Origin of the sequence: Mesorhizobium sp. M0208, from assembly GCF_040322015.1 — a bacterium.
Classification (GTDB): Bacteria; Pseudomonadota; Alphaproteobacteria; order Rhizobiales; family Rhizobiaceae; genus Mesorhizobium.
On the sequence record NZ_JAMYSP010000004.1, the window covers coordinates 16,003 to 33,719 of the forward strand.

The window sequence follows — 17,717 nt, forward strand, 5'->3', positions numbered from 1 at the left end:
GAATGCGCGTCTTCTCCACCGTTCTAGCTCTTCGCCGCCGCTTTTGGTCATGGATCGCCACTGGCGCCGCTAGGGAAAATGCCGTCATCGGGCCGCGCACGAAGTTTGGCGCCGGGGCGGAAATTTTCAATATCCGCGGGGACCGGTCTCGCGTCTCGATCGGCGCGGACAGCCATTTGGATGGGCATTTGCAGGTCTTTGCCCACGAGGGTCGGATCAAAATCGATGATTGGTTTTATCTTGGCCCAGGCTCGACGATTTGGTCGTCAGACCCGGTGGGGATCAAGATCGGCAAGCGAGTGCACGTCTCATGGGGCGTGGCGATCCACGACACCAATTCGCATCCGATGGACCCGCAGAAGCGTTTTGCTCAGATGCAAGCCATCTTTCGTGAGGGCCATCCGCGTGTCGACCCGGGCATTCGTTCGGCGCCGATCACTATTGGAGATGACGTGTGGATCGGCAATAGCGCTATGGTCATGAAGGGTGTCACCATCGGCGATCGGGCGATTATCTCGGCCGGGTCGATTGTTCGACACGACGTCCCGGCCGATTCGTTGGTGCGGCCAGCAGACCTAGTGAAGTGATGCCTTTGGCCGCGCTCATCAATGAGCGTCGTGCCATCGTATATGGCTACATGTCGATGCGGTTATCCAGCGTACATTTCTCGTCTCCGTTTCAGGTCGCTTCGACAAAAGGCATATGCTTGATACGCTCCCATTGATCCTTAGCGGTAGTTCCAGACCAGCGGTTGCGCAGGGTGCTCTCTCGATAGGACTGAGCCGGCTCCAATCCCGGCATGTCCGAACCGTTAGGTAAGAAGAACGCGTTCCCGCCGGCGGACGAGACGGCAACGAGCTTGTAGCCGTACTTCTTGCAGAGATTGGCCAGGGCGGTGATCGATGCACCGTGATACCAGCCGCTGTCGTGCTTGGCGGTGCGATCGAAAGCGTGATCATACGGCACTGTGATAGGATTGAGACCAAAACTGGCGTTGTACTCCGCCACAATGACGGCCGGCCGCACTGGCAGCAAGGCTTGCAGAAACCAGTAGTCGTTTCCATCGACATCGACGGAAAGCACTCCAAGTTGCGGAAAATGCGTGGCGAGACTTTCGATGTTGTTGAGATCAATGAAGCTCTGGCGCACTTCAATCCGCTTTGGAAGCAGCGAGCGCGCTAACCGCACGGTCGTTGCGTCGCCGTCGACGAGCAGACCCCTGAATTCACTAAGCCCAATGCAGTTGTATTCCGTCGGATGGAAACCAAATTCCAAGAACGTTTTCGGGCTTTGGCCAACAATCTGCGACAGGATCACACTTTCGTCTGATTGCGGAGACCCGGCAAGGCGAGCCTTTGCGAGGTGAAAATAATATCGGAGCGGACTTGAGCGAAGGAAAGCATGCATGCGCGATTGGACATTCATCAATGGATGACTCCTGATCGCCCGCCCGCGGCCAATTATTTGCGACAAGCGGCGACGGTTTGCAAGTTGCAAACACCCGCGCCCGCCAGTCTGGACGCCGTTTGAAAATCGCCGAAAAGACGTCGGAAGAATTGCTCTGCGAGGGCCGCTCTGGATGCTGTCCGCACCAACAATGGCACACCCGGCCGACCAGAAATCCTATAGCTGGAGTTGTATTTCGGAATTGTCAGGGTTTATCGCTGACGCGGACCCGTCGCCGGCGGAGCCGCTACCGTCTGCTGTCCTGCGGCTTCTGGTGAGGTTCCTGGCTTTTCGACCACCAGACAAAATAAAGCGAACCCATCTTCATCACAGGCACGCGGCGGTCGCGTTCCCGGGCTCGCAACTCACGATAGGTCTTCATCTTCAGAGTGCCGCCAGGCAACCTGATACGCACCGCCATCGGTCCAACTCCCGTTGTGCAACGCAGCAATTTTCGTGCAATGCGGTAAGTAGAGACCTTCCGTCACGGAAGAGTCAACAGCAGCCTCATCAACTTATCTTGCGAGCTCGCCTGCGGCGGCTGAGCGGGCTTCCCAGGCGCATGCCAGGTCGGAAGAATTGGGACGTTCACCGTGGCGACTGGTCGTCAATGAGTCGCTGGCGGTTCGACCACCAGGTGAAATAAACCCGGCCGATCTTGACGACAGGTATGCGGCGGGCGCGTTCGCGATCGCGCAATTCGCGGTACACTTTCACCTTCAGCGTGCCGCCTAGCATTCTGATACGTACTGCCATCGGCCCCCGCCTGATTGTGCAATGCAGCATCAAAACCTTCCGTGGCGGAAGAGTCAACGCTGTCCGCTGACTTTTTCTGGGATTTGTCGAGCGGTCTCGGAAGTTTGGCGCGCACGGCGGTTCCTGATCCGGCACCGAGGCATCAGTGCCGGGTCGGGATCGTCGGGTGCCCGGGCTATTTCCTGGGCGAGGACTTGTTGGACGACGATGGGCGATCGAACATGCCGCTCGGCCACCAGATGACGAAATAATTGCCGACCTGCCAAACCGGCACCTCGCGCTTCTGCTCGCGCCGCCGCAGCTCGTCCCTTTTCTTGATCTTCAAAGTCCCGCCTGGAAGCCTGATTCTTATCGTCACGTGTCCTCCCGTACCCGCTACAGGTACGAACGATAGACGGGAACAGTTTCATCCCGGCTAAGCAATTTCATCAGGTCGAGCAATTTCGGGCGCGGTGGACGCAGGAACCGGGCCGGAGCGAGATCGCCGGAACCGGCTTCATTTGAAGAAATCCGCAATGCCGTTGATGGCCAGCACCGCGTAGACGATCGGTCCGGCGATAAACGCACAATAGAGGCAGAGGATCGCCGCCAGCACCAGCAGCAGCGGCTTGTCGCGACCGACGGCGCGGAGTTCGGACTTCACCGTCCAGCGCGCCGCAGCGGTTTGTTCATCATCAGACATGTGCACCATCCCGCGGCCATTTCACATGACGGGTCGAAAACATCAACCTTGCTTGCCACATCGGCGCGCGCTGCCGCCCAATTCTGCTCTGCCGCCACGCACTGCTGTTTAACCTCAAAACCCTGCCCGCAAGGGCGGAAAGGAAACCTATGGACCTTTTGTTCAAGGCCGCCGCCAGGCGCCTCGATGATACAGACTTGCCGAAACTCGGCGCCCGGATCGGCGTCGGCGAGGACGAGATGCACGCGTTCCTCGATGTTGAAACGAGCGGGCACGGCTTCGACGCCCTTGGCCGGCCGGTCATCCTGTTCGAGCCGCACGTCTTCTACCGCAACCTGTCGGGTGCCAAGCGTGCAAGAGCGGTAGCCGCTGGCCTCGCCTATCCGAAGTGGGGCGAGAAGCCCTATCCCAGGGATAGCTACCCGCGGCTCAAGGCAGCTTGTGCGATCGACGAAACCGCGGCGCTCAAATCCGCGTCATGGGGTCTTGGCCAGGTTCTCGGCGAAAACCACGCCGCCGCCGGGTTTGCGACAGTGCAGGCCATGGTGGAAGCCATGATGGCCGACGAGGAAGCCCAGCTTGAGGCCGCGATCAACTTCATCAAGACGAACAAGCTCGACGACAATCTGCGCAACCATGACTGGGCGGGATTCGCCAAGGGCTACAACGGCGCCGGCTATCGCAAGAACGCCTACGATACCAGGCTTGCCGAGGCTTATCGCAAATGGTCGCGCATCAAGGACGCGCCTTGCCCGTCTGCCGGCCCGGTGTCGTCGGCGGTCGTCCCTGCAGCTCCGCCAGAGCCAGCCAGCCCAATTCCCGTTCCACAAGCGGCCGCCACGCTCGCGCCTCCTGGGCCTCCTGTGCCTGCCGCCAAGCCCGGCTTCTGGGCAGCGCTGATCGCCACCATCCTCAAATCATCAGCAATCCTCAAACTATTCGGAAGGAAATGACATGTGGACCCGGATCAAGAGCTTCTTCCGCGACAGCGAAACAATATTCTGGGCGCGGCTTCAGGCGGCTATCGGCATCATCGCGAGCATCGTCACCTATGTCGACCCTCAGGTTCTTTCGCCGGTCATCCCAGGGGAATGGTTCCCCTGGTTTCTTGTGATCAACGGCGTCTTGACCGAGTTCCTGCGCCGCCGCCGCGCCGAGGATTTGTGATGGCCGCGCTCCTCGCCATTCTCAGCGCCATCATCGGCAACAAGGTCGTCATGACGGTATTCGCTGCTGTGGCCGGCGGCATAGGCCTTTACATTGCCGGCGGCATCAACCGGGCGAAGAAGGAGGCGGTCAAACAGGCCGAGGCAAAAATCGCGGCCGCCGAGGACCGCCTCGAAATGAACCGCGAGGCTTCCGCCGAAGGGCGGAAGGCCGCCGGCATGACCGATGCGGCAGCAAGAGCGGAGGCTGAGAAATGGGCAAGGCGCTGATCCTCTGCCTGGTGCTGGCCGGCTGCACGACAACCGCGCCGACCGGCAATCCGCGGCAAGTCTGGTGCGACCAAAGTCAGCCACGCCGGCCATCCGCCCCGGTCGTCGCCGCCATGACCCGGCCCGAGCTCGACGAGATGAACGCCTTCAACGGGCAGGGCGCCAGATGGTGCGGGTGGACGCCATGATGCATGAGCTGCTCGACGTTCTGGGCATCAAGGCGCCGGTATTGGTCGCCGGCCTGTCCGGCGGCATTTTGCGGGCCTTGTCACGTCACCGCTACAAGGTCCGCGAAATGGTGGCCTCGCCGATCTGCGGCGCGCTGGCGGCGGCCTATCTGACGCTGCCGGTCGTGCAGTATTTCCGCGCCGCCGGCCTGCCCTTTCCCTCGCCGGACGACGACACCACGACGCTGGCCGCGGCCTTTCTGATTGGCGTATCGGCGATGTGGATCTCGGATATCGTCTTCGAAATGATCGTGCGCCGGTTCGGGCCGGTGAAGGAGGAGTAAGCCGCCCAAGCCTGACTAAGAGTGACGTTCAGTTGAAGCCCGCCGCGCCGAAAGGTGCGGCGGGCTTTTGCATTTTTCCTGGCAATCTGTACGATCTTTTCTTTGCGAGGGTGGCTCGATCCGGCGCTTGCGAAACCAAGATGCGCGTTAGGCTTCACGGGAGATGGTCTCATGCTTGGCAGAGTCCTGACACAAGCGGCAGTCCTTACAGCCGGGGCGCTTCTGTTTGCCGCAACGGCCGACGCCCGGCCGGACAGCCGCGCGATGACATGCGAACAGACGCAGCTTCTGATCCAGAGGCATCGCTCGGTGGTGCTGACCACCGGCCAGAACACCTACGACCGTTACGTCCGCCAATTCGGCAATGAATGCGACTGGCCGCAAGTGCCGCGCGCCGCGTATATCAAGACGCGTGACGGTCAATGTCTGGTCTATCGCTGCCAGGAGCCGGTCTTCGACCTCCCGAATTGAAAGCAGGGGCTCATCCGATCGTCTACCCGGACAGCGAGCGCAGTGCGAAAGGCAATCACTCATTCCTCGTCGAAAGGACCACCTTCGCGTGCGAGATCGCGTGAAATAACGCGTTCCTCCGTATCGTCCGGCAAGGCCTCGTCGCTGTCCTGGTAGGCGTTGTCGTCGTCCTCCTCCGGCAGTTCGCCGTCTTTCTCGACGTCGTAACGGATGTCGCCGTTTTGCGGCACGCCGTCAGGGAGGATTCTCCCGCTCCGGATGGCATCCCAGTCCTGCTGCTGGATCGTCGGGCTCTCGGTCTCGTCGTCGGTTCGTTCTTTCCTGCGCGGTTCCATCGCTGGTTCTCCATAATGTCGGCGGCCCTGAACTGGCTCAGTGGTTGAACTCATAAGTCTGGCAGCCGGTTCCGGGCCGCTGCGGTCTGGGCGCATTGCCGCACGACGGAACCAATCGCGCCTGCCCGCCTTCACATTCAGAAGATACTGGCGCGAAAGGAGCTCGACATGAGACCGCTCATTTTCTTGCCATATATGCTAGGTGCGCTGCTGGCGGCGCCGGCGGCCGCGCAGCCGGGCGAACAGGCGCAATCCGACCGCTGCAAGGTCGAGCCGCAGGATCAGAAGAACCAGCAGCAGAAGCCGGCCGGCAACAATTTGTCCGACACGCTCGAGCCATGCGGTGGGGTCCTGAAGCCGCCGCCAACGGGCGATCAGGGCATGGCGGCGCCACCGCCGGACGAGGGCAAGACCCCGGTGCTCAAGCCCGGCGAGGTGCCGCCACAACCGCCAAAGCAGTAGCCGCTTCATTTGCGGCCACAGGGGCTTGCCCATGGGCGGTAACGTCGCGCTGTACCGGCAGGTTTGTTGCCCTCTCTCAGGAACATTAGCTTGTCCTAAACGTTGTTTCAGACGCAGCCGATATCATCCCCCTCCGGTGTCGCTGCTGATCGGGAAACCGATCGGCCCGTGTCTTGCGACGCGGGCCACCGTAGCTCATTTGCAGTTCATTCGCCGCACCGCGCGGGCACTTCACCGCCATTCGATTAGCCGCCACTTACGGAACAACAAGGTGGCGTGGGCGTTTGCCTAGAGGGTTCGCCGCTTCGACCGGAAAGCCGCGTCGCAACTGTAAGGGCGAGGCCCGTAACAACAGGAGTAGACGATGAAAATCCACCTTGTTCCTGCTGCGGCGGGATTGGTGTTGCTCGCCGGCGTCGGCGTGGCCACCGCGGACCAGGTGATTGTCACGCCCGAACAGCAGACGGTCATCCGCGAATACGTCCATAAGCACCCGTTGGCGTCGATCAATCTTCTGGGCGTGGAGCTCAATATCGGTTCCACGGTGCCAGATACGGTCGAGCTGCAACCGATCGATGTTCCCGACGTGAAGTACAGATACGTCGTCGTCGGCAATCGCACCGTGCTCGTCGACCCAGGCACCCGCAAGATCGTGCACGTCATCGAGTGATCGGCGTTCCAAACCGCGAACCGGATTTGGAAAGGTCACGGTCTAAATTATCGAATAAGAGCTCCATCCCGAGCGATCGGGATGGAGCCGCTGTCGTCGCGAAACAAGGAAAGGAGCCATTCCCATGCTGCCGCATGTCGAGCGGGCCAACGTGGCCGCCGCCGTCGACAAACTGCTTGCTGAACGAGGCGATGGGCTGCTGTCGATGAAGGCGGCGATTGCACTGTTGCGTGAACGCACCGGAACCGAGCGCTCGGACGCCGACCTTGAAGGGCTGATCATCAAGAAGGCGGCGCTCCTCGGCGTCGCCGTCCTGTGTGACAGAGAGGTTCAATGACGGTGTTGCCTGGGGCTCAAGACGCCGGTCGAAATTTCAGCTAGAACAAAGTTGCTTACGCATGAACCGACGGAGGCAACGGTGAGGGACAGACAGGAACGGATTCGCCAGCGGGCACACGCGATCTGGGAACAGGCAGGCAGGCCCGACGGGGCGCATCAGCAGCATTGGGATCAGGCTACCGCCGAAATCGACGCAGAAATTGCCACGAAAGAGACCGCCAGCCGGCCGAAGTCGAAAGCACGTCAGCCTAAGCCGGCGCCGGCCGCCAAGGACGGAACCAAACCCAAGGCGCGACCACGCAAAGCGTGAACTCGCGCGGATTTGATTCCAACGCTGGATCTCGCGATTCGGCGCTCTGTACTTTCGTCCGCGGTCGGCAGCAGAGACAGTCCAGACCGGTCAAAAATGACGCAGCACGGTGAAGCAAACCCGCGCAGCGCGGATCTTCTCGGCCCGTTGTTCCATTGCCGAGGGGTTCGGTTTGATGTTGTGGTTTGCAGATTAGGAATTCGCCTTTTCGGCCGCCGACCCGTTGCGACGTTCGTCTGTTGCGGCGCACACCAGCTGACTCTCGCATCGCTTCAAACTTTCGGAAAATTTCAATACAAATTTCACGCGGCTGTTTTTTGAAAATACACCATGGGACCAGCAAGTTGATCGGCAAAGAAACCGATCTTCTTCCTTGCACTTAGGGCGTAATGCAACCGGCGAGTTCGCGGGTTGCTCAGCGAAACTACAGCAGGGAGAAGGTTATGACCATCAACATCAAAACAATCACCGGTGCAGTAGCAGGCAGCGTAGCGCTTTTCATGCTCTCGATGCCCGTGAATGCCGCGAACGGAATTGCCGTTGGTGTTGGAACATCCATCGGCGGCAACGGCGGCATCAATGCCGGCCTCGGCGCGACGGTTGGCGGTCGCGGCGGCATCAACGCCGGTGCCGGCGCAACGGTTGGCGGCAGCGGCGGCATCAAGGCAGGCTTCGGTGCCTTGGTGGGCGGCAGCGGCATTAACACCGGTGCCGGTGCTACGGTTGGCGGTTCCAGGGACATCGCCGCAGGCGCCGGCGCGTCGGTTGGGGGCAGAAGCGGCATCAACGCCGGTGCCGGCGCAACGGTTGGCGGTTCGAGCGGCATTGCCGCCGGCGCGGGGGTAGGTATCGGCAGCGGCGTTGGGGCTGGCGCGGGGGTCAGGGTCGGCAGCGGCATCAATGCCGGCGCCGGTGTCGGGATCGGTGGTACCAATCCGAGCAATCCGTCCAACCCGGGCAGCCCGTCCAATCCCAGCAATCCCAGCTTACCCCAGGTCGTCGCCGACATGTCGAGCGACAAGTTGGTCAGGATGAAGAAGCGCTGCGTCGACGTGCTGAGTAGCGAAGGCACTTACGATAGCGATCTGCGCCAATTGTGCCTGCTTATCGCGCGCCGCTAAGGCGAATACATCGGAATGAAATGTCGGACCGGGCCGAGAGGCCTTCGTCCACCAGACCTCCAGCGGTCCAAAGCCCGCCATTGCGGCGGGCTTTTTTGCCGAGCACGTGGCGGCAGCATGGCTGGGCTCACAAGAGCACGCGCTTCAATGTGTTTGACGGCCAAGATCCGGCGAAACGGCCCCCCCGCCTTCCAGGGCGTCCCAGCCCAATGCGGGGCTGCTTTGCATCAGCTGAGTGCACGCAAACTCCGCCAGATCGGCTTCCGCGAAGCCGTCGAACTCGATAGCTGCGCCTTGGAGCTGGGCTGCCTGCATGACGAGCCATTCGATGTCTTCGCGCGCAATATTCTCGGCGAGGTTTTGCAGTCGCACGGCTTCGGCGACAGCAGTCAGATTGATGGCAATCCCGGACCGCAATGTAGCTCGAACTCGGGAACCGACGTCTTCGTGCAGGCGAACCGAAAATCCGTAGCGCATGGAAAACCTTCCTTTCAGGAGCGGTTTGTCCCTCGTGTTCTACCATGCGCCCAGGGCTCGTGATTGGCAAGCGAAGACCCTTGAAAAATCGCTTCGTGTCAAATAGTTAGCGTATTTTGTTGATTGCCCATTTGATGCTTGATCCGCTTCATCGGACTTCTGCATGAGTCACACATCTGAAGGTCTTGACGTACTCTGCTCACGTACCTAATTCTACACAAAATCAGGAACATACTAACTCAGCTGCGTTTAGGCTGGTATGACTGGAGGCCGAGATGTCCGAACTGGAACGCCCGGAACGACTGCAGATCATGCTGACTGTCGATGAACTGGCGGCGTTGGAGAACTGGCGCTTCGAAAAGCACATGCCGAGCCGGTCGGCCGCGGTACGTGAGCTTTTGAGGCGAGGTCTCACAGCCGATGGTTTCCTGACGGCGGCGCATGGGACCAAGTCGCGCGACTTCGGCATCCTGCCGCATTCTGCAGATGGCGACCGCAGCACGGCCGACCGACCGTCCCAGAAGGAATAGCGCCGTTTCCGCCGTGGATCGCCCGCTCTCCGACCGTGCTTCGCGTCTCTCTCGCTTTGCGATGAGCTGTGAACGTCTGGTCTGCTGATCGCCGCGAAGTAGAAGAGATCCGAAGCTCTGTCTTGCCAGATGCTCCGCAATCAGGGAGTGCTTGATCGGCATAGTGCGGGCTCGGGAATTTGCCGATGACGCTGGAATTGACGGCCGGCGACCAGTCGATGCTGCATGGCGAGCAAGGCTCGGCAGCGGCTGCCGCCATGAAGATCCTGGTCGCCTTCGCGAAGGCGGTCGGCGCGCGCAAGTTGTTGAATATTGCCGGTGCCCATATCGACGGCTGCCTCTATCACGGCCAGGCTAGCCTCGATTTCGTCGAAAGGCTGATCGAGGGCGGCGGCCGCGTTCGGGTGCCGACGACGCTGAATGTCGGTTCGTTCGACCTCATCCATCCCGGATTGGTGAAGATGCCGATGTCGCAAGAAGCGCCGGCGCGTCGCTTGATGATGGCGCATCTGGACCTCGGCTGCCAGGCGACCTTCACCTGCGCACCCTATCAGACTCGATTCCGGCCAAGGTTCGGCGAGCAGATCGCCTGGGGTGAGTCCAACGCCATCGTCTTTGCCAATTCGGTGATCGGGGCGCGAACCAACCGTTATGGCGATTTCATCGATTTATGCTGCGCAATGACCGGACGCGCGCCGGCCTGGGGGCTGCATCTGAGTGAAAATCGACGAGGCCGGATCCTGTTCGAGCTGACTGGCGGTCTCGAGCCCAGCGACGCCCTGTTCGTGGGTGTCGGACTACTTGTCGGGCAAAAGAGCGGCGACCGCATTCCTGTCATATCAGGCCTGCCGCAGCCGCGCGACGAGGACCAACTGAAGGCGCTGGGGGCGGCGGCGGCAACGACGGGCGCTGTGGCGCTGTTTCATGCGGTCGGCATTACGCCGGAGGCGACGACGCTGGATGAGGCGTTGCACGGCCTGGTGCCGGAGGAAAAAATCCGGATCTCTAGCGCTGATGTCCGCCATGCGCTGGCCAGGCTGTCGAGCGTCCCCGACGGCGTGCAGCTTGCAGCCGTGTCGTTAGGCACGCCGCATTTCTCCCATGAAGAGTGGATGCGCCTGTTGCCGCTGCTGCGCGAAGTTGCGCCGGGCAGGGGCGTCCCGATCTATGTCAACACAGGGCGTGCCACGCTGACGCGACTGCAGGACGAAGGCGCACTGGCCGGCATGGAAGCCTTCGGCCTTGTCCCGGTCACCGACACCTGCACCTATGTCACGTCGATCCTCGAGCGTCTCGACGGCGTGGTGATGACCAATTCCGGCAAATGGGCGCATTACGCACCTGGCAACATCGGTGTCTCGGTGGCCTTCGGTGACATGGAAGACTGCGTCCGCTCGGCCGCGGCCGGCCGCGTCGTGCGAGGCGCGCCATGAAGGCGCCGGCCAGAACCGGTACATTCCACCTTGCCGGCTCCGCACAGGGCCCGGCGCTGGTGCTTTCGCAGGCGCTCAGCTTCTGGGGCGGGATCGATGTCGAAACGGGCGACATCATCGACCATTCGCATCCGGACCTGGGCGGCAATATCGCCGGCAGGATCCTGGTGATGCCGAGCGGGCGGGGGTCGTCGTCCTCGTCTTCGGTTCTGGCCGAAGCGATTCGCAGAGGGACGGGGCCGGCCGGCATTATCCTGGAGCGGCCGGACCCGATCCTTGCCATCGGCGCCATCGTTGCCGAATTCCTCTACGAAATCAGCATGCCGCTGGTCGTCTGCGACATATCAGGCATTGCCTCCGGCGACCGGATCGCTATCGGTCTGGGCGAAGATGCGCAAGCGATGGTGAGCAAGCTCTAGCCGGCCATCGTCCCGCCGCGCCCCGCCGCCAGGTCGACGCTGAAATCGAGATTGGCGTGGCCGTTGATACGCCAGTTGGTAAAGACGTTGACCAGATCGAAGCCGTCATCGACGAGCGTCGGTTCGTCCGGTTTGCTGCGGTTGGTGCGCGTGATCTTGCCAACGCTGAGATATTGCGCGCCAACGGTAAGCTGGTCTTCCAGCATCCAGAAGCCGACGGTCGCCGCGAGCGGTCGAGCGGCGTGTTGTTCAGCGGCTGGCCGGAATAGAGCGCGCCCGCAAGATTCACGAAACCCCAGCCACTCACCTGTGTTCAGATCTCCGGGATGCTCTCCCTGAAGATCACTTGCAGCCTCGGCTGGTGCAGTTCGTAAGGCAATCCCCTGACCGCGTGGGTCAAGGTGTTGAGCGCCTCGCGGGCCTCGACGCGCGGGTTCTGGTCGATGACCGCGTCGAGCGTGCCGTCGAGCAAGAGCTCCTTGGTGCCTTCCGTCACCTCATGGCCGAGAAAGACCGTCGACAGCGCGCGCCCGCGTTCCTTCAGCGCGCGGGCGATGCCGGTGTTGCCAGCGCCGACATTGTAGACGGCGGCCAGGTCCGGGTGCCGGTCCAGCAGGGCGGAGGCCTCAGAGTAGGCTTTTTCCCGATCGTCGAGCATTTCGCGCATCTCGACGATCTGCAGATTGGGCGATTCTTCCGTCAGTATGTGGCGGAAGCCCATCTCGCGCTCTTCGTGGCCGCGGTAGGAGAGCGAACCGGCGAACAGCGCGACCTTGCCCGGACGCCCTGCGCCCATGAAGCGGTTGAGCAGGTAGCCGGCGAGCCGGCCGGCGGCGCGGTTGTCGATGCCGATATAGGCAACCCTCGGCACATGCAGGATGTCGGAAGCGAGGGTAACCACCTTGACGCCGCTGGCCGAAAGCGAACGGATCGCCTCGCGCACCGTCGGATGGTCGAGCGCGATCACACCAACGCCTTGCGTCTGCCCGTGCAGTTCCTGCAGCAGACGGGCGAGCCGATCCGGATTGAAGCCTTCGATAGTGGCGACGCGGACGTCGAGGTCAGGCCGCGACTGCGCCTGCGCCTCGATCTGGCGGTGCAGCATCTTGATGAAGGAATTGGTGCCGGCGGGCAGGGCGAAATCGAGCCGTATGATCTCACCGCGCAGCGCGTTGAGCGAGCTCGGATTATTTGAATTTTCAGCGATATAGCCAAGCCGCTGTGCCGTTTCGAGCACGACCTCGCGAGTGCGCGCCCTGACCCCGGCGCGGTTGTTGAGCACACGGTCGACCGTGGCGGCGGAAACGCCGGCTTCCCGGGCTATGTCTGTCAGGGTGGACCGCACCGTCGATCACCTCATTCCAAAATGTGCCAAAGACGCATCGAGATTATGCATTTTCATGGATCCGATGTCGGAGAGCGGCCTCATCGCCGCTCGCGATTCTGATGGGAAATGATGTAACCGGCCTTGGCCGATCCGCAAGTCGCTGCGCTAGACCAAATTCCGAAGCGGACCAAAGCGGCGAGGTGGGCAGGCCTGGTTCCCTCAAATTCAAGCACCGGCTTCGGTGTGAGAGCCTTGATAAACGCCATTTTCCCCTCCCTTGAGATATTATGATGTGTCTTGATTATTTATGATGTTGACAGCCTTGGTGCAGTGCCGTCAATATCCATCATAAGGGCCGTGGAGGAACAAGGCCCTGAGGGAGGATTTCCAATGTCGAATTTGATCCGCGTGTCGCGGCGCCGTTTGCTGGCGTCCGGTGGAAAGGCGGCAGTCCTTGTTACCGCCGCAGGTATCGCGCCGAAATTCATTCGCCCAAGCCGTGCCTATGCGGCCGATGCCCTGGCGCCCGGCATGATCGGTGGCCCGACCGGCTTCGACGGCTCGGAGCGCTATCAGTATGGCGCCGACACACCCGAGGGCCGCGCCATCGAGGCAGCCAAGGCGATGAAGGGCGCCGGCAAGGCGCCGACGAAGATCGTGCTCGGCCTGTCCGACGGTTCGATCGGCCAGCTGACGCAGCCGTTTCCGGCGGGCGCGCCGTCTATCAAGGATCTATGGGAGAAGGAAACCGGTATTCCGCTCGAGATCGTCGGTGTGCCCAACGGCCAGGAATTCACCAAGACGATGCAGGACATCTCCACCAAGGGTGGAGCCTACGACATCTACGCGGTCGAATGGAACCGTCTTGGCGACCTCGCCGAAACCGGCGGCATCCTCAAGCTCGACGACTTCGTTGCACAATATAAGCCGGAATGGGACGATCCCGAGCGTGGCTACGTCAACGGCGCCAAGGGCGTCTCGCTGCTCAACCAGTATCGCGGCTCGACCTACGGCGTGTCGCTGGATGGCGATTTCCAGACCTGGGTCTACCGCACTGATCTGTTCGGCGACGCAGCCGAGAAGAAGGCTTTCTCCGACAAATACGGGTATGAACTGGCGGCGCCGAAGACGTGGAAGCAGCATGACGAGATCGCAGCCTTCTTCCAGCGCCCGGACAAGGGCCTGTTCGGCTCGACCGATCTGCGCAACCAGGGCTGGGGCTACACCAATTGGTATCAGCGTTATGTCTCAATGGCTTCGCCCAATCAGTTCTTGTTCGACGATGCCGGCAAGCCGCTGATCAATTCGGAGCAAGGTATCGCGGCGACCAGCGAGTACATTGCGTCGCTCTCGCATCATTCGCCGGATGCGATCTCCTGGGGTTGGCCGGAGCAGTACGGCAATTTCGCCAAGGGCGGTGCGGCCATGACCTGTGCCTTCTCCAACCTGCCGAAATTTCTCGACAATGCCGGCAACAAGGATTCAGCTGTCACTGGAAAGATCGGCTCCATGCTGCCGCCCGGCCGCGAGATCGACGGAAAACTGGTCAGCCGTTCGGTGCTGTGGCTCAATCTGTCGGCGTCGGTGTCCTCGCAAGCCAAGAATCCGGAAGCCTGCTACCTGTTCCTGCAGTGGCTGGGTTCAAGTCGCATCTACGCCTGGATGACCGCTAATCCGGGCGGCTATTTCGATCCGTTCCGGCTGTCGGATTTCTCCGATCCGCTGGTTCGCCAGACCTATCACGCCTATCACATGGACGTGGTGCGCGAGACGGTCGCCCGCACCGTGCCCACCATCAACTATCCCGGCGCCACCGCCTTCCACAACGCGCTGGACGAGAACCTCGTCGCCGCGTTGACCAAGGCCAAGACAGCCGAGCAGGCGATGGCCGACACCGAGGCCGAGTGGAAGAAGATTGCCCGCCGGACCGGCGAGGAGAAGCTTCTCGAAGCCATCAAGACCAACAAGGAGGCCTGGCCGACCGTCCTCGATCCGATCGCCTGATCCTTCCAAGGATCCTACCAAGAAGGGGAGGAGCGGTCGCTCTTCCCCTCGGCAACGAAGGACCCAGCAAAGCCGCAAGATGAAGCGTTCAGTTCCTTTCGAGATATTCCGCTATGCCGCGATCCTTGCGGCGATGGCGGTGACGCTGGTGCCGATCCTGTGGATGGTGTCGATGGCGTTCAAGCCGATCGCCGAATGGTCGGCGACCGGCGCCGACCTGACATGGTGGCCGAAGAACCCGACACTCAGCAATTTCCGCTTCGTCTTCGGTGAGTCGACCAACAATCTGATCGTCGCCCTCGACCGCACAGCTTTGAAGCCGATCCTGTCGTCGCTGCTGTCGGCCACATTCGGTACGGCAATCGCCATGTCGGCGGGCACCGCGGCGGCCTACGGGCTGTCGCGCTTCGGCTCGGGCCAGAACCTGCCGCTGGCGCTGATCCAGCTTCGCCTGTTTCCGCCAATGGCGGTCATGACCCCGGTGATGATCATGTGGGCCTTCCTCAATTTCACCGACAGCTGGTGGGGGCTGTCGTTGATCTACGGCATCGTCACGCTGCCTTTCGCCTTCTGGCTGATGAAGACCTTCTTCGACGACATGCCGCGCGAGATCGAGGAGGCGGCACTGGTCGAGGGCTGTTCGCGGTGGCGCGTCTTCACGCGCATCACGCTGCCGATGATGCGCGCGCCGCTGGCCAGTGCCGCGCTGTTCGTCTTCATCCTCAACTGGTCGGACTATCTGATTGCGCTGCTTCTGACGACGCGCGAATGGGTGACGGTCCCCGTCTACATGGCCTCGCTGTCCTCCTCGATGACCGGCCAACTCTACGGCGCCAAGGCAGCGCTCGGCCTGATAGCCGCAGTGCCGCCTGTCATCATGGGCATCGCCATCCAGCGCCATCTGGTGCGCGGGCTGACCTTCGGGGCGCTCAAGCAATGAGCGCGGTGACTGCGACGATTTCGGAGGGCGACATGCAAGCCTCCAAAGCGGCGTCGGTGCTGCCGGACGAGGGCGCAAAGCTCGGCTTTCGGCTGACGCTGCCGGCGCAGATCCTGGTGCTGTTCATCGCCGTCTTTCCGCTCCTGATGCAGCTCTACATCAGCCTGACCGACTGGTCGCCGCTGTCGGGCACCGGCTGGTGGAACGCCTGGTCGATGTGGAACAGTTTCGCCAACTACACCGATCTTGCCGCCGATGCGCGCTTCTGGAGTGCGCTGAAGCGCACGGCCATCGTCATGATCGTCTGCGTGCCGGCGGAGTTCCTGCTCGGCTTGGCGCTCGCGACACTGTTTGCGGACGAGTTCCCCGGCAAGCGGATCTTCTACTCGATCCTCTTGATGCCGATGATGGTGGTGCCGGCGGTGGCCGGCTACATGTTCTTCATGCTGTTTCAGTCGGGCGGCCCGGTCAACGACATCCTGTCGGCGATCTCAGGCTTTCCCGTCACCATCGCCTGGCTGTCGGACCCGACGCTGGCGCTCATCGCCGTCATGGTCGCCGATATCTGGCAGTGGACGCCGCTGATGTTCCTGATCCTGCTTGCCGGCCTGGTCGGCGTGCCTGAGGACCAGATCAAGGCGGCGACGCTGCTCGGTGCCAACCCCTGGCAGCGATTCATCACCATCGTGCTGCCGAAGATGAAGACGATCATCATCATCGCGCTGGCGATCAGGGTGATCGAGAACTTCAAGATCTTCGACACGCTCTACATCATGACCGGCGGCGGTCCTGGCGTCGCTACCGAAACCATCTCCGTTTACATCTACAAGCTCACCACCCAGGACCTGATCTGGGGCTATGTGGCGGCAATCGCGCTGGCCATATTGATCGTGCTGTCCATCGCCGCGGTGTTTGCCATGAAACGCATGGCTCGGGTACGCGAGGTGGCGGCCTGATGAGCACCATCCATCTGCAGAACCTGGTCAAGAAATTTGGCGATTTCACCGCGCTGAAGACGATGGATCTGGCCATTGCCGATGGCGAGTTCATGGCGCTGCTGGGGCCGTCCGGCTGCGGCAAGTCGACGACGATGAACATGATCGCCGGCATGGAAGAGCCTACCAGCGGCAAGATCCTGTTCGGCGAGCGCGACATGGCCGGCGTGCCGATGGGGCGGCGCGGCGTCGGCTTCGTCTTCCAGAACTATGCGATCTTCACTCATATGAGCGTGCGGCAGAACCTCGCCTACGGGCCGAAAATGCGCGGCGCACCAAAGGCCGAGATCGGCCGCCGTGTCGGCGCCATTGCCGAGATGCTGCAACTGACGCCGCTGCTCGACCGCAAGGCGGACAGACTGTCGGTCAACATATTGCAGCGGGTGGCGATCGGCCGTTCGGCGATCATGGAGCCGGCGATCTTCCTGCTCGACGAGCCGCTGTCCAATGTCGATGCCGCCTTCCGGGCGGTGATGCGGACCGAACTGAAGCAGTTGCAGCGGCAGTTCCGGCAGACCATGGTCTACGTCACCCACGATCAGCTTGAAGCAATGACCATGGCCGACCGCATCGCGGTGATGGACCACGGCGTGCTGCAGCAGGTCGGCACGCCGCTCGAGGTCTATAACAATCCGGCCAATGTCTTCGTCGCCCGCTTTATCGGCGCGCCGGGCATGAACCTGCTCAAGGGCAGGCCGGCGGAAAGCGACCGTGGTCTGGTCATCGATCTCGGCCCGCTCGGCGTGACACCGCCGCTGCCGGTCGAGATCGCCGATGCCGTACGCAGGATGCGCGGCGAGGTGTTTTATGGCTTTCGACCGGAGCAGGTGACGCTGGCTGAAGGTGGCCGTGGCCTGTCCATGCCGGTGAGTTTCGTCGAGCGGATCGGCGCGCGCACCATCATCCACCTTGGCGACGGCGAGACTGCGGTGAAGGCGGTGTTCGACAATGATGTCGGGCTGGCGATCGGGCAGACAGCTGTCGTCGCGCCGGCGGCGGAGGCGGTGCGCGTCTTCGACGCCGCCACCGGTCTTGCATTGAGAGCAGGTTGAG

The 17,717-nt window shown here is 61.7% G+C and carries 28 protein-coding genes; 19 read left to right on the plus strand and 9 right to left on the minus strand.

Annotated elements, in window-relative coordinates:
• The first annotated feature begins 2 nt into the window (after positions 1-2).
• Positions 3-587, plus strand: coding sequence for an acyltransferase (locus tag NKJ17_RS05690; RefSeq protein WP_352505485.1), 585 nt, complete (start codon positions 3-5; stop codon positions 585-587).
• A 91-nt stretch (positions 588-678) separates the two neighbouring features.
• On the opposite strand, the gene NKJ17_RS05695 is transcribed toward NKJ17_RS05690, so the two are convergent.
• The 5 genes from NKJ17_RS05695 to NKJ17_RS05715 form a co-directional block, all read right to left on the minus strand.
• Complete coding sequence (locus NKJ17_RS05695; protein WP_352475728.1) at positions 679-1,425, minus strand: hypothetical protein; 747 nt, start codon at positions 1,423-1,425, stop codon at positions 679-681.
• Positions 1,426-1,693: 268 nt separating this feature from the next.
• Complete coding sequence (locus NKJ17_RS05700) at positions 1,694-1,867, minus strand: hypothetical protein (protein WP_023675754.1); 174 nt, start codon at positions 1,865-1,867, stop codon at positions 1,694-1,696.
• 167 nt (positions 1,868-2,034) lie between these two features.
• Complete coding sequence (locus NKJ17_RS05705; protein WP_352505487.1) at positions 2,035-2,202, minus strand: hypothetical protein; 168 nt, start codon at positions 2,200-2,202, stop codon at positions 2,035-2,037.
• Positions 2,203-2,377: 175 nt separating this feature from the next.
• Positions 2,378-2,527: a hypothetical protein gene (locus tag NKJ17_RS05710; RefSeq protein WP_352687443.1), complete on the minus strand. Its 150-nt coding sequence runs from the start codon at positions 2,525-2,527 to the stop codon at positions 2,378-2,380.
• 171 nt (positions 2,528-2,698) lie between these two features.
• Positions 2,699-2,884 carry a hypothetical protein gene (locus tag NKJ17_RS05715; RefSeq protein ID WP_254820493.1) on the minus strand — a complete coding sequence of 62 codons (186 nt, stop codon included), beginning with the start codon at positions 2,882-2,884 and terminating at the stop codon, positions 2,699-2,701.
• A 149-nt stretch (positions 2,885-3,033) separates the two neighbouring features.
• Between NKJ17_RS05715 and NKJ17_RS05720 the strand changes: the two genes are divergently transcribed.
• The 6 genes from NKJ17_RS05720 to NKJ17_RS05745 all read left to right on the plus strand — a co-directional run bounded on the left by NKJ17_RS05720 (position 3,034) and on the right by NKJ17_RS05745 (position 5,302).
• Positions 3,034-3,837, plus strand: a complete 804-nt coding sequence (locus NKJ17_RS05720; protein ID WP_352687444.1) for an N-acetylmuramidase family protein — start codon at positions 3,034-3,036, stop codon at positions 3,835-3,837.
• A gap of 1 nt (position 3,838) precedes the next feature.
• Positions 3,839-4,051: a hypothetical protein gene (locus NKJ17_RS05725; RefSeq protein ID WP_352475492.1), complete on the plus strand. Its 213-nt coding sequence runs from the start codon at positions 3,839-3,841 to the stop codon at positions 4,049-4,051.
• Positions 4,051-4,320 carry a hypothetical protein gene (locus NKJ17_RS05730; RefSeq protein ID WP_352687445.1) on the plus strand — a complete coding sequence of 90 codons (270 nt, stop codon included), beginning with the start codon at positions 4,051-4,053 and terminating at the stop codon, positions 4,318-4,320. The genes NKJ17_RS05725 and NKJ17_RS05730 overlap by 1 nt, the downstream gene beginning before the upstream one ends.
• Positions 4,305-4,508 carry a hypothetical protein gene (locus tag NKJ17_RS05735; protein WP_352687447.1) on the plus strand — a complete coding sequence of 68 codons (204 nt, stop codon included), beginning with the start codon at positions 4,305-4,307 and terminating at the stop codon, positions 4,506-4,508. The genes NKJ17_RS05730 and NKJ17_RS05735 overlap by 16 nt, the downstream gene beginning before the upstream one ends.
• On the plus strand, positions 4,508-4,831 hold the full coding sequence (locus tag NKJ17_RS05740) for a hypothetical protein (protein WP_352687648.1): 324 nt from the start codon (positions 4,508-4,510) through the stop codon (positions 4,829-4,831). Before NKJ17_RS05735 ends, NKJ17_RS05740 begins: the two co-directional genes overlap by 1 nt.
• 171 nt (positions 4,832-5,002) lie before the next feature.
• Positions 5,003-5,302 (plus strand): hypothetical protein, encoded by a 300-nt coding sequence (locus tag NKJ17_RS05745; protein WP_352475489.1) that lies wholly within the window; start codon positions 5,003-5,005, stop codon positions 5,300-5,302.
• 59 nt (positions 5,303-5,361) lie between these two features.
• Here the strand turns inward: NKJ17_RS05745 and NKJ17_RS05750 are convergent, their stop codons facing one another.
• Positions 5,362-5,637 (minus strand): hypothetical protein, encoded by a 276-nt coding sequence (locus NKJ17_RS05750; RefSeq protein WP_254820499.1) that lies wholly within the window; start codon positions 5,635-5,637, stop codon positions 5,362-5,364.
• Between the two features lie 168 nt (positions 5,638-5,805).
• Here NKJ17_RS05750 and NKJ17_RS05755 point away from each other — a divergent pair, with 168 nt between their 5' ends.
• From NKJ17_RS05755 to NKJ17_RS05775, 5 genes are all read left to right on the plus strand, one after another.
• Positions 5,806-6,099: a hypothetical protein gene (locus NKJ17_RS05755; protein ID WP_352644917.1), complete on the plus strand. Its 294-nt coding sequence runs from the start codon at positions 5,806-5,808 to the stop codon at positions 6,097-6,099.
• A 364-nt stretch (positions 6,100-6,463) separates the two neighbouring features.
• On the plus strand, positions 6,464-6,769 hold the full coding sequence (locus tag NKJ17_RS05760; protein ID WP_352475486.1) for a DUF1236 domain-containing protein: 306 nt from the start codon (positions 6,464-6,466) through the stop codon (positions 6,767-6,769).
• A 124-nt stretch (positions 6,770-6,893) separates the two neighbouring features.
• A complete protein-coding gene (locus tag NKJ17_RS05765; RefSeq protein ID WP_254820502.1) occupies positions 6,894-7,106 on the plus strand; it encodes a hypothetical protein in 213 nt (70 codons plus the stop codon).
• Positions 7,107-7,187: 81 nt separating this feature from the next.
• Entirely contained in the window at positions 7,188-7,418 is a 231-nt protein-coding gene (locus NKJ17_RS05770; protein WP_352475485.1) for a DUF2934 domain-containing protein, read from the plus strand.
• A 443-nt stretch (positions 7,419-7,861) separates the two neighbouring features.
• Positions 7,862-8,539, plus strand: coding sequence for a hypothetical protein (locus NKJ17_RS05775; protein WP_352687449.1), 678 nt, complete (start codon positions 7,862-7,864; stop codon positions 8,537-8,539).
• Between the two features lie 144 nt (positions 8,540-8,683).
• On the opposite strand, the gene NKJ17_RS05780 is transcribed toward NKJ17_RS05775, so the two are convergent.
• Positions 8,684-9,016, minus strand: coding sequence for a hypothetical protein (locus tag NKJ17_RS05780; protein ID WP_352687451.1), 333 nt, complete (start codon positions 9,014-9,016; stop codon positions 8,684-8,686).
• Between the two features lie 275 nt (positions 9,017-9,291).
• On the opposite strand from NKJ17_RS05780, the gene NKJ17_RS05785 reads away from it, so the two are divergent.
• The 3 genes from NKJ17_RS05785 to NKJ17_RS05795 all read left to right on the plus strand — a co-directional run bounded on the left by NKJ17_RS05785 (position 9,292) and on the right by NKJ17_RS05795 (position 11,398).
• A complete protein-coding gene (locus NKJ17_RS05785) occupies positions 9,292-9,546 on the plus strand; it encodes a hypothetical protein (protein WP_352505497.1) in 255 nt (84 codons plus the stop codon).
• A 185-nt stretch (positions 9,547-9,731) separates the two neighbouring features.
• Positions 9,732-10,979, plus strand: a complete 1,248-nt coding sequence (locus NKJ17_RS05790; protein WP_352687453.1) for an aconitase X — start codon at positions 9,732-9,734, stop codon at positions 10,977-10,979.
• Entirely contained in the window at positions 10,976-11,398 is a 423-nt protein-coding gene (locus NKJ17_RS05795) for an aconitase X swivel domain-containing protein (RefSeq protein ID WP_352505499.1), read from the plus strand. Before NKJ17_RS05790 ends, NKJ17_RS05795 begins: the two co-directional genes overlap by 4 nt.
• Here NKJ17_RS05795 and NKJ17_RS05800 read toward each other — a convergent pair.
• Positions 11,395-11,604, minus strand: coding sequence for a hypothetical protein (locus tag NKJ17_RS05800; protein ID WP_352687455.1), 210 nt, complete (start codon positions 11,602-11,604; stop codon positions 11,395-11,397). The genes NKJ17_RS05795 and NKJ17_RS05800 overlap by 4 nt on opposite strands.
• A gap of 107 nt (positions 11,605-11,711) precedes the next feature.
• Complete coding sequence (locus tag NKJ17_RS05805) at positions 11,712-12,743, minus strand: LacI family DNA-binding transcriptional regulator (RefSeq protein WP_352687457.1); 1,032 nt, start codon at positions 12,741-12,743, stop codon at positions 11,712-11,714.
• Positions 12,744-13,115: 372 nt separating this feature from the next.
• On the opposite strand from NKJ17_RS05805, the gene NKJ17_RS05810 reads away from it, so the two are divergent.
• The 4 genes from NKJ17_RS05810 (at position 13,116) to NKJ17_RS05825 (ending at position 17,716) form a co-directional block, all read left to right on the plus strand.
• Positions 13,116-14,729 (plus strand): extracellular solute-binding protein, encoded by a 1,614-nt coding sequence (locus NKJ17_RS05810; protein WP_352687459.1) that lies wholly within the window; start codon positions 13,116-13,118, stop codon positions 14,727-14,729.
• A 79-nt stretch (positions 14,730-14,808) separates the two neighbouring features.
• On the plus strand, positions 14,809-15,669 hold the full coding sequence (locus NKJ17_RS05815; protein ID WP_254820511.1) for a carbohydrate ABC transporter permease: 861 nt from the start codon (positions 14,809-14,811) through the stop codon (positions 15,667-15,669).
• Positions 15,666-16,625 (plus strand): carbohydrate ABC transporter permease, encoded by a 960-nt coding sequence (locus NKJ17_RS05820; RefSeq protein WP_352505504.1) that lies wholly within the window; start codon positions 15,666-15,668, stop codon positions 16,623-16,625. Before NKJ17_RS05815 ends, NKJ17_RS05820 begins: the two co-directional genes overlap by 4 nt.
• Complete coding sequence (locus NKJ17_RS05825; protein WP_352505506.1) at positions 16,625-17,716, plus strand: ABC transporter ATP-binding protein; 1,092 nt, start codon at positions 16,625-16,627, stop codon at positions 17,714-17,716. The genes NKJ17_RS05820 and NKJ17_RS05825 overlap by 1 nt, the downstream gene beginning before the upstream one ends.
• Position 17,717 lies beyond the last annotated feature (1 nt).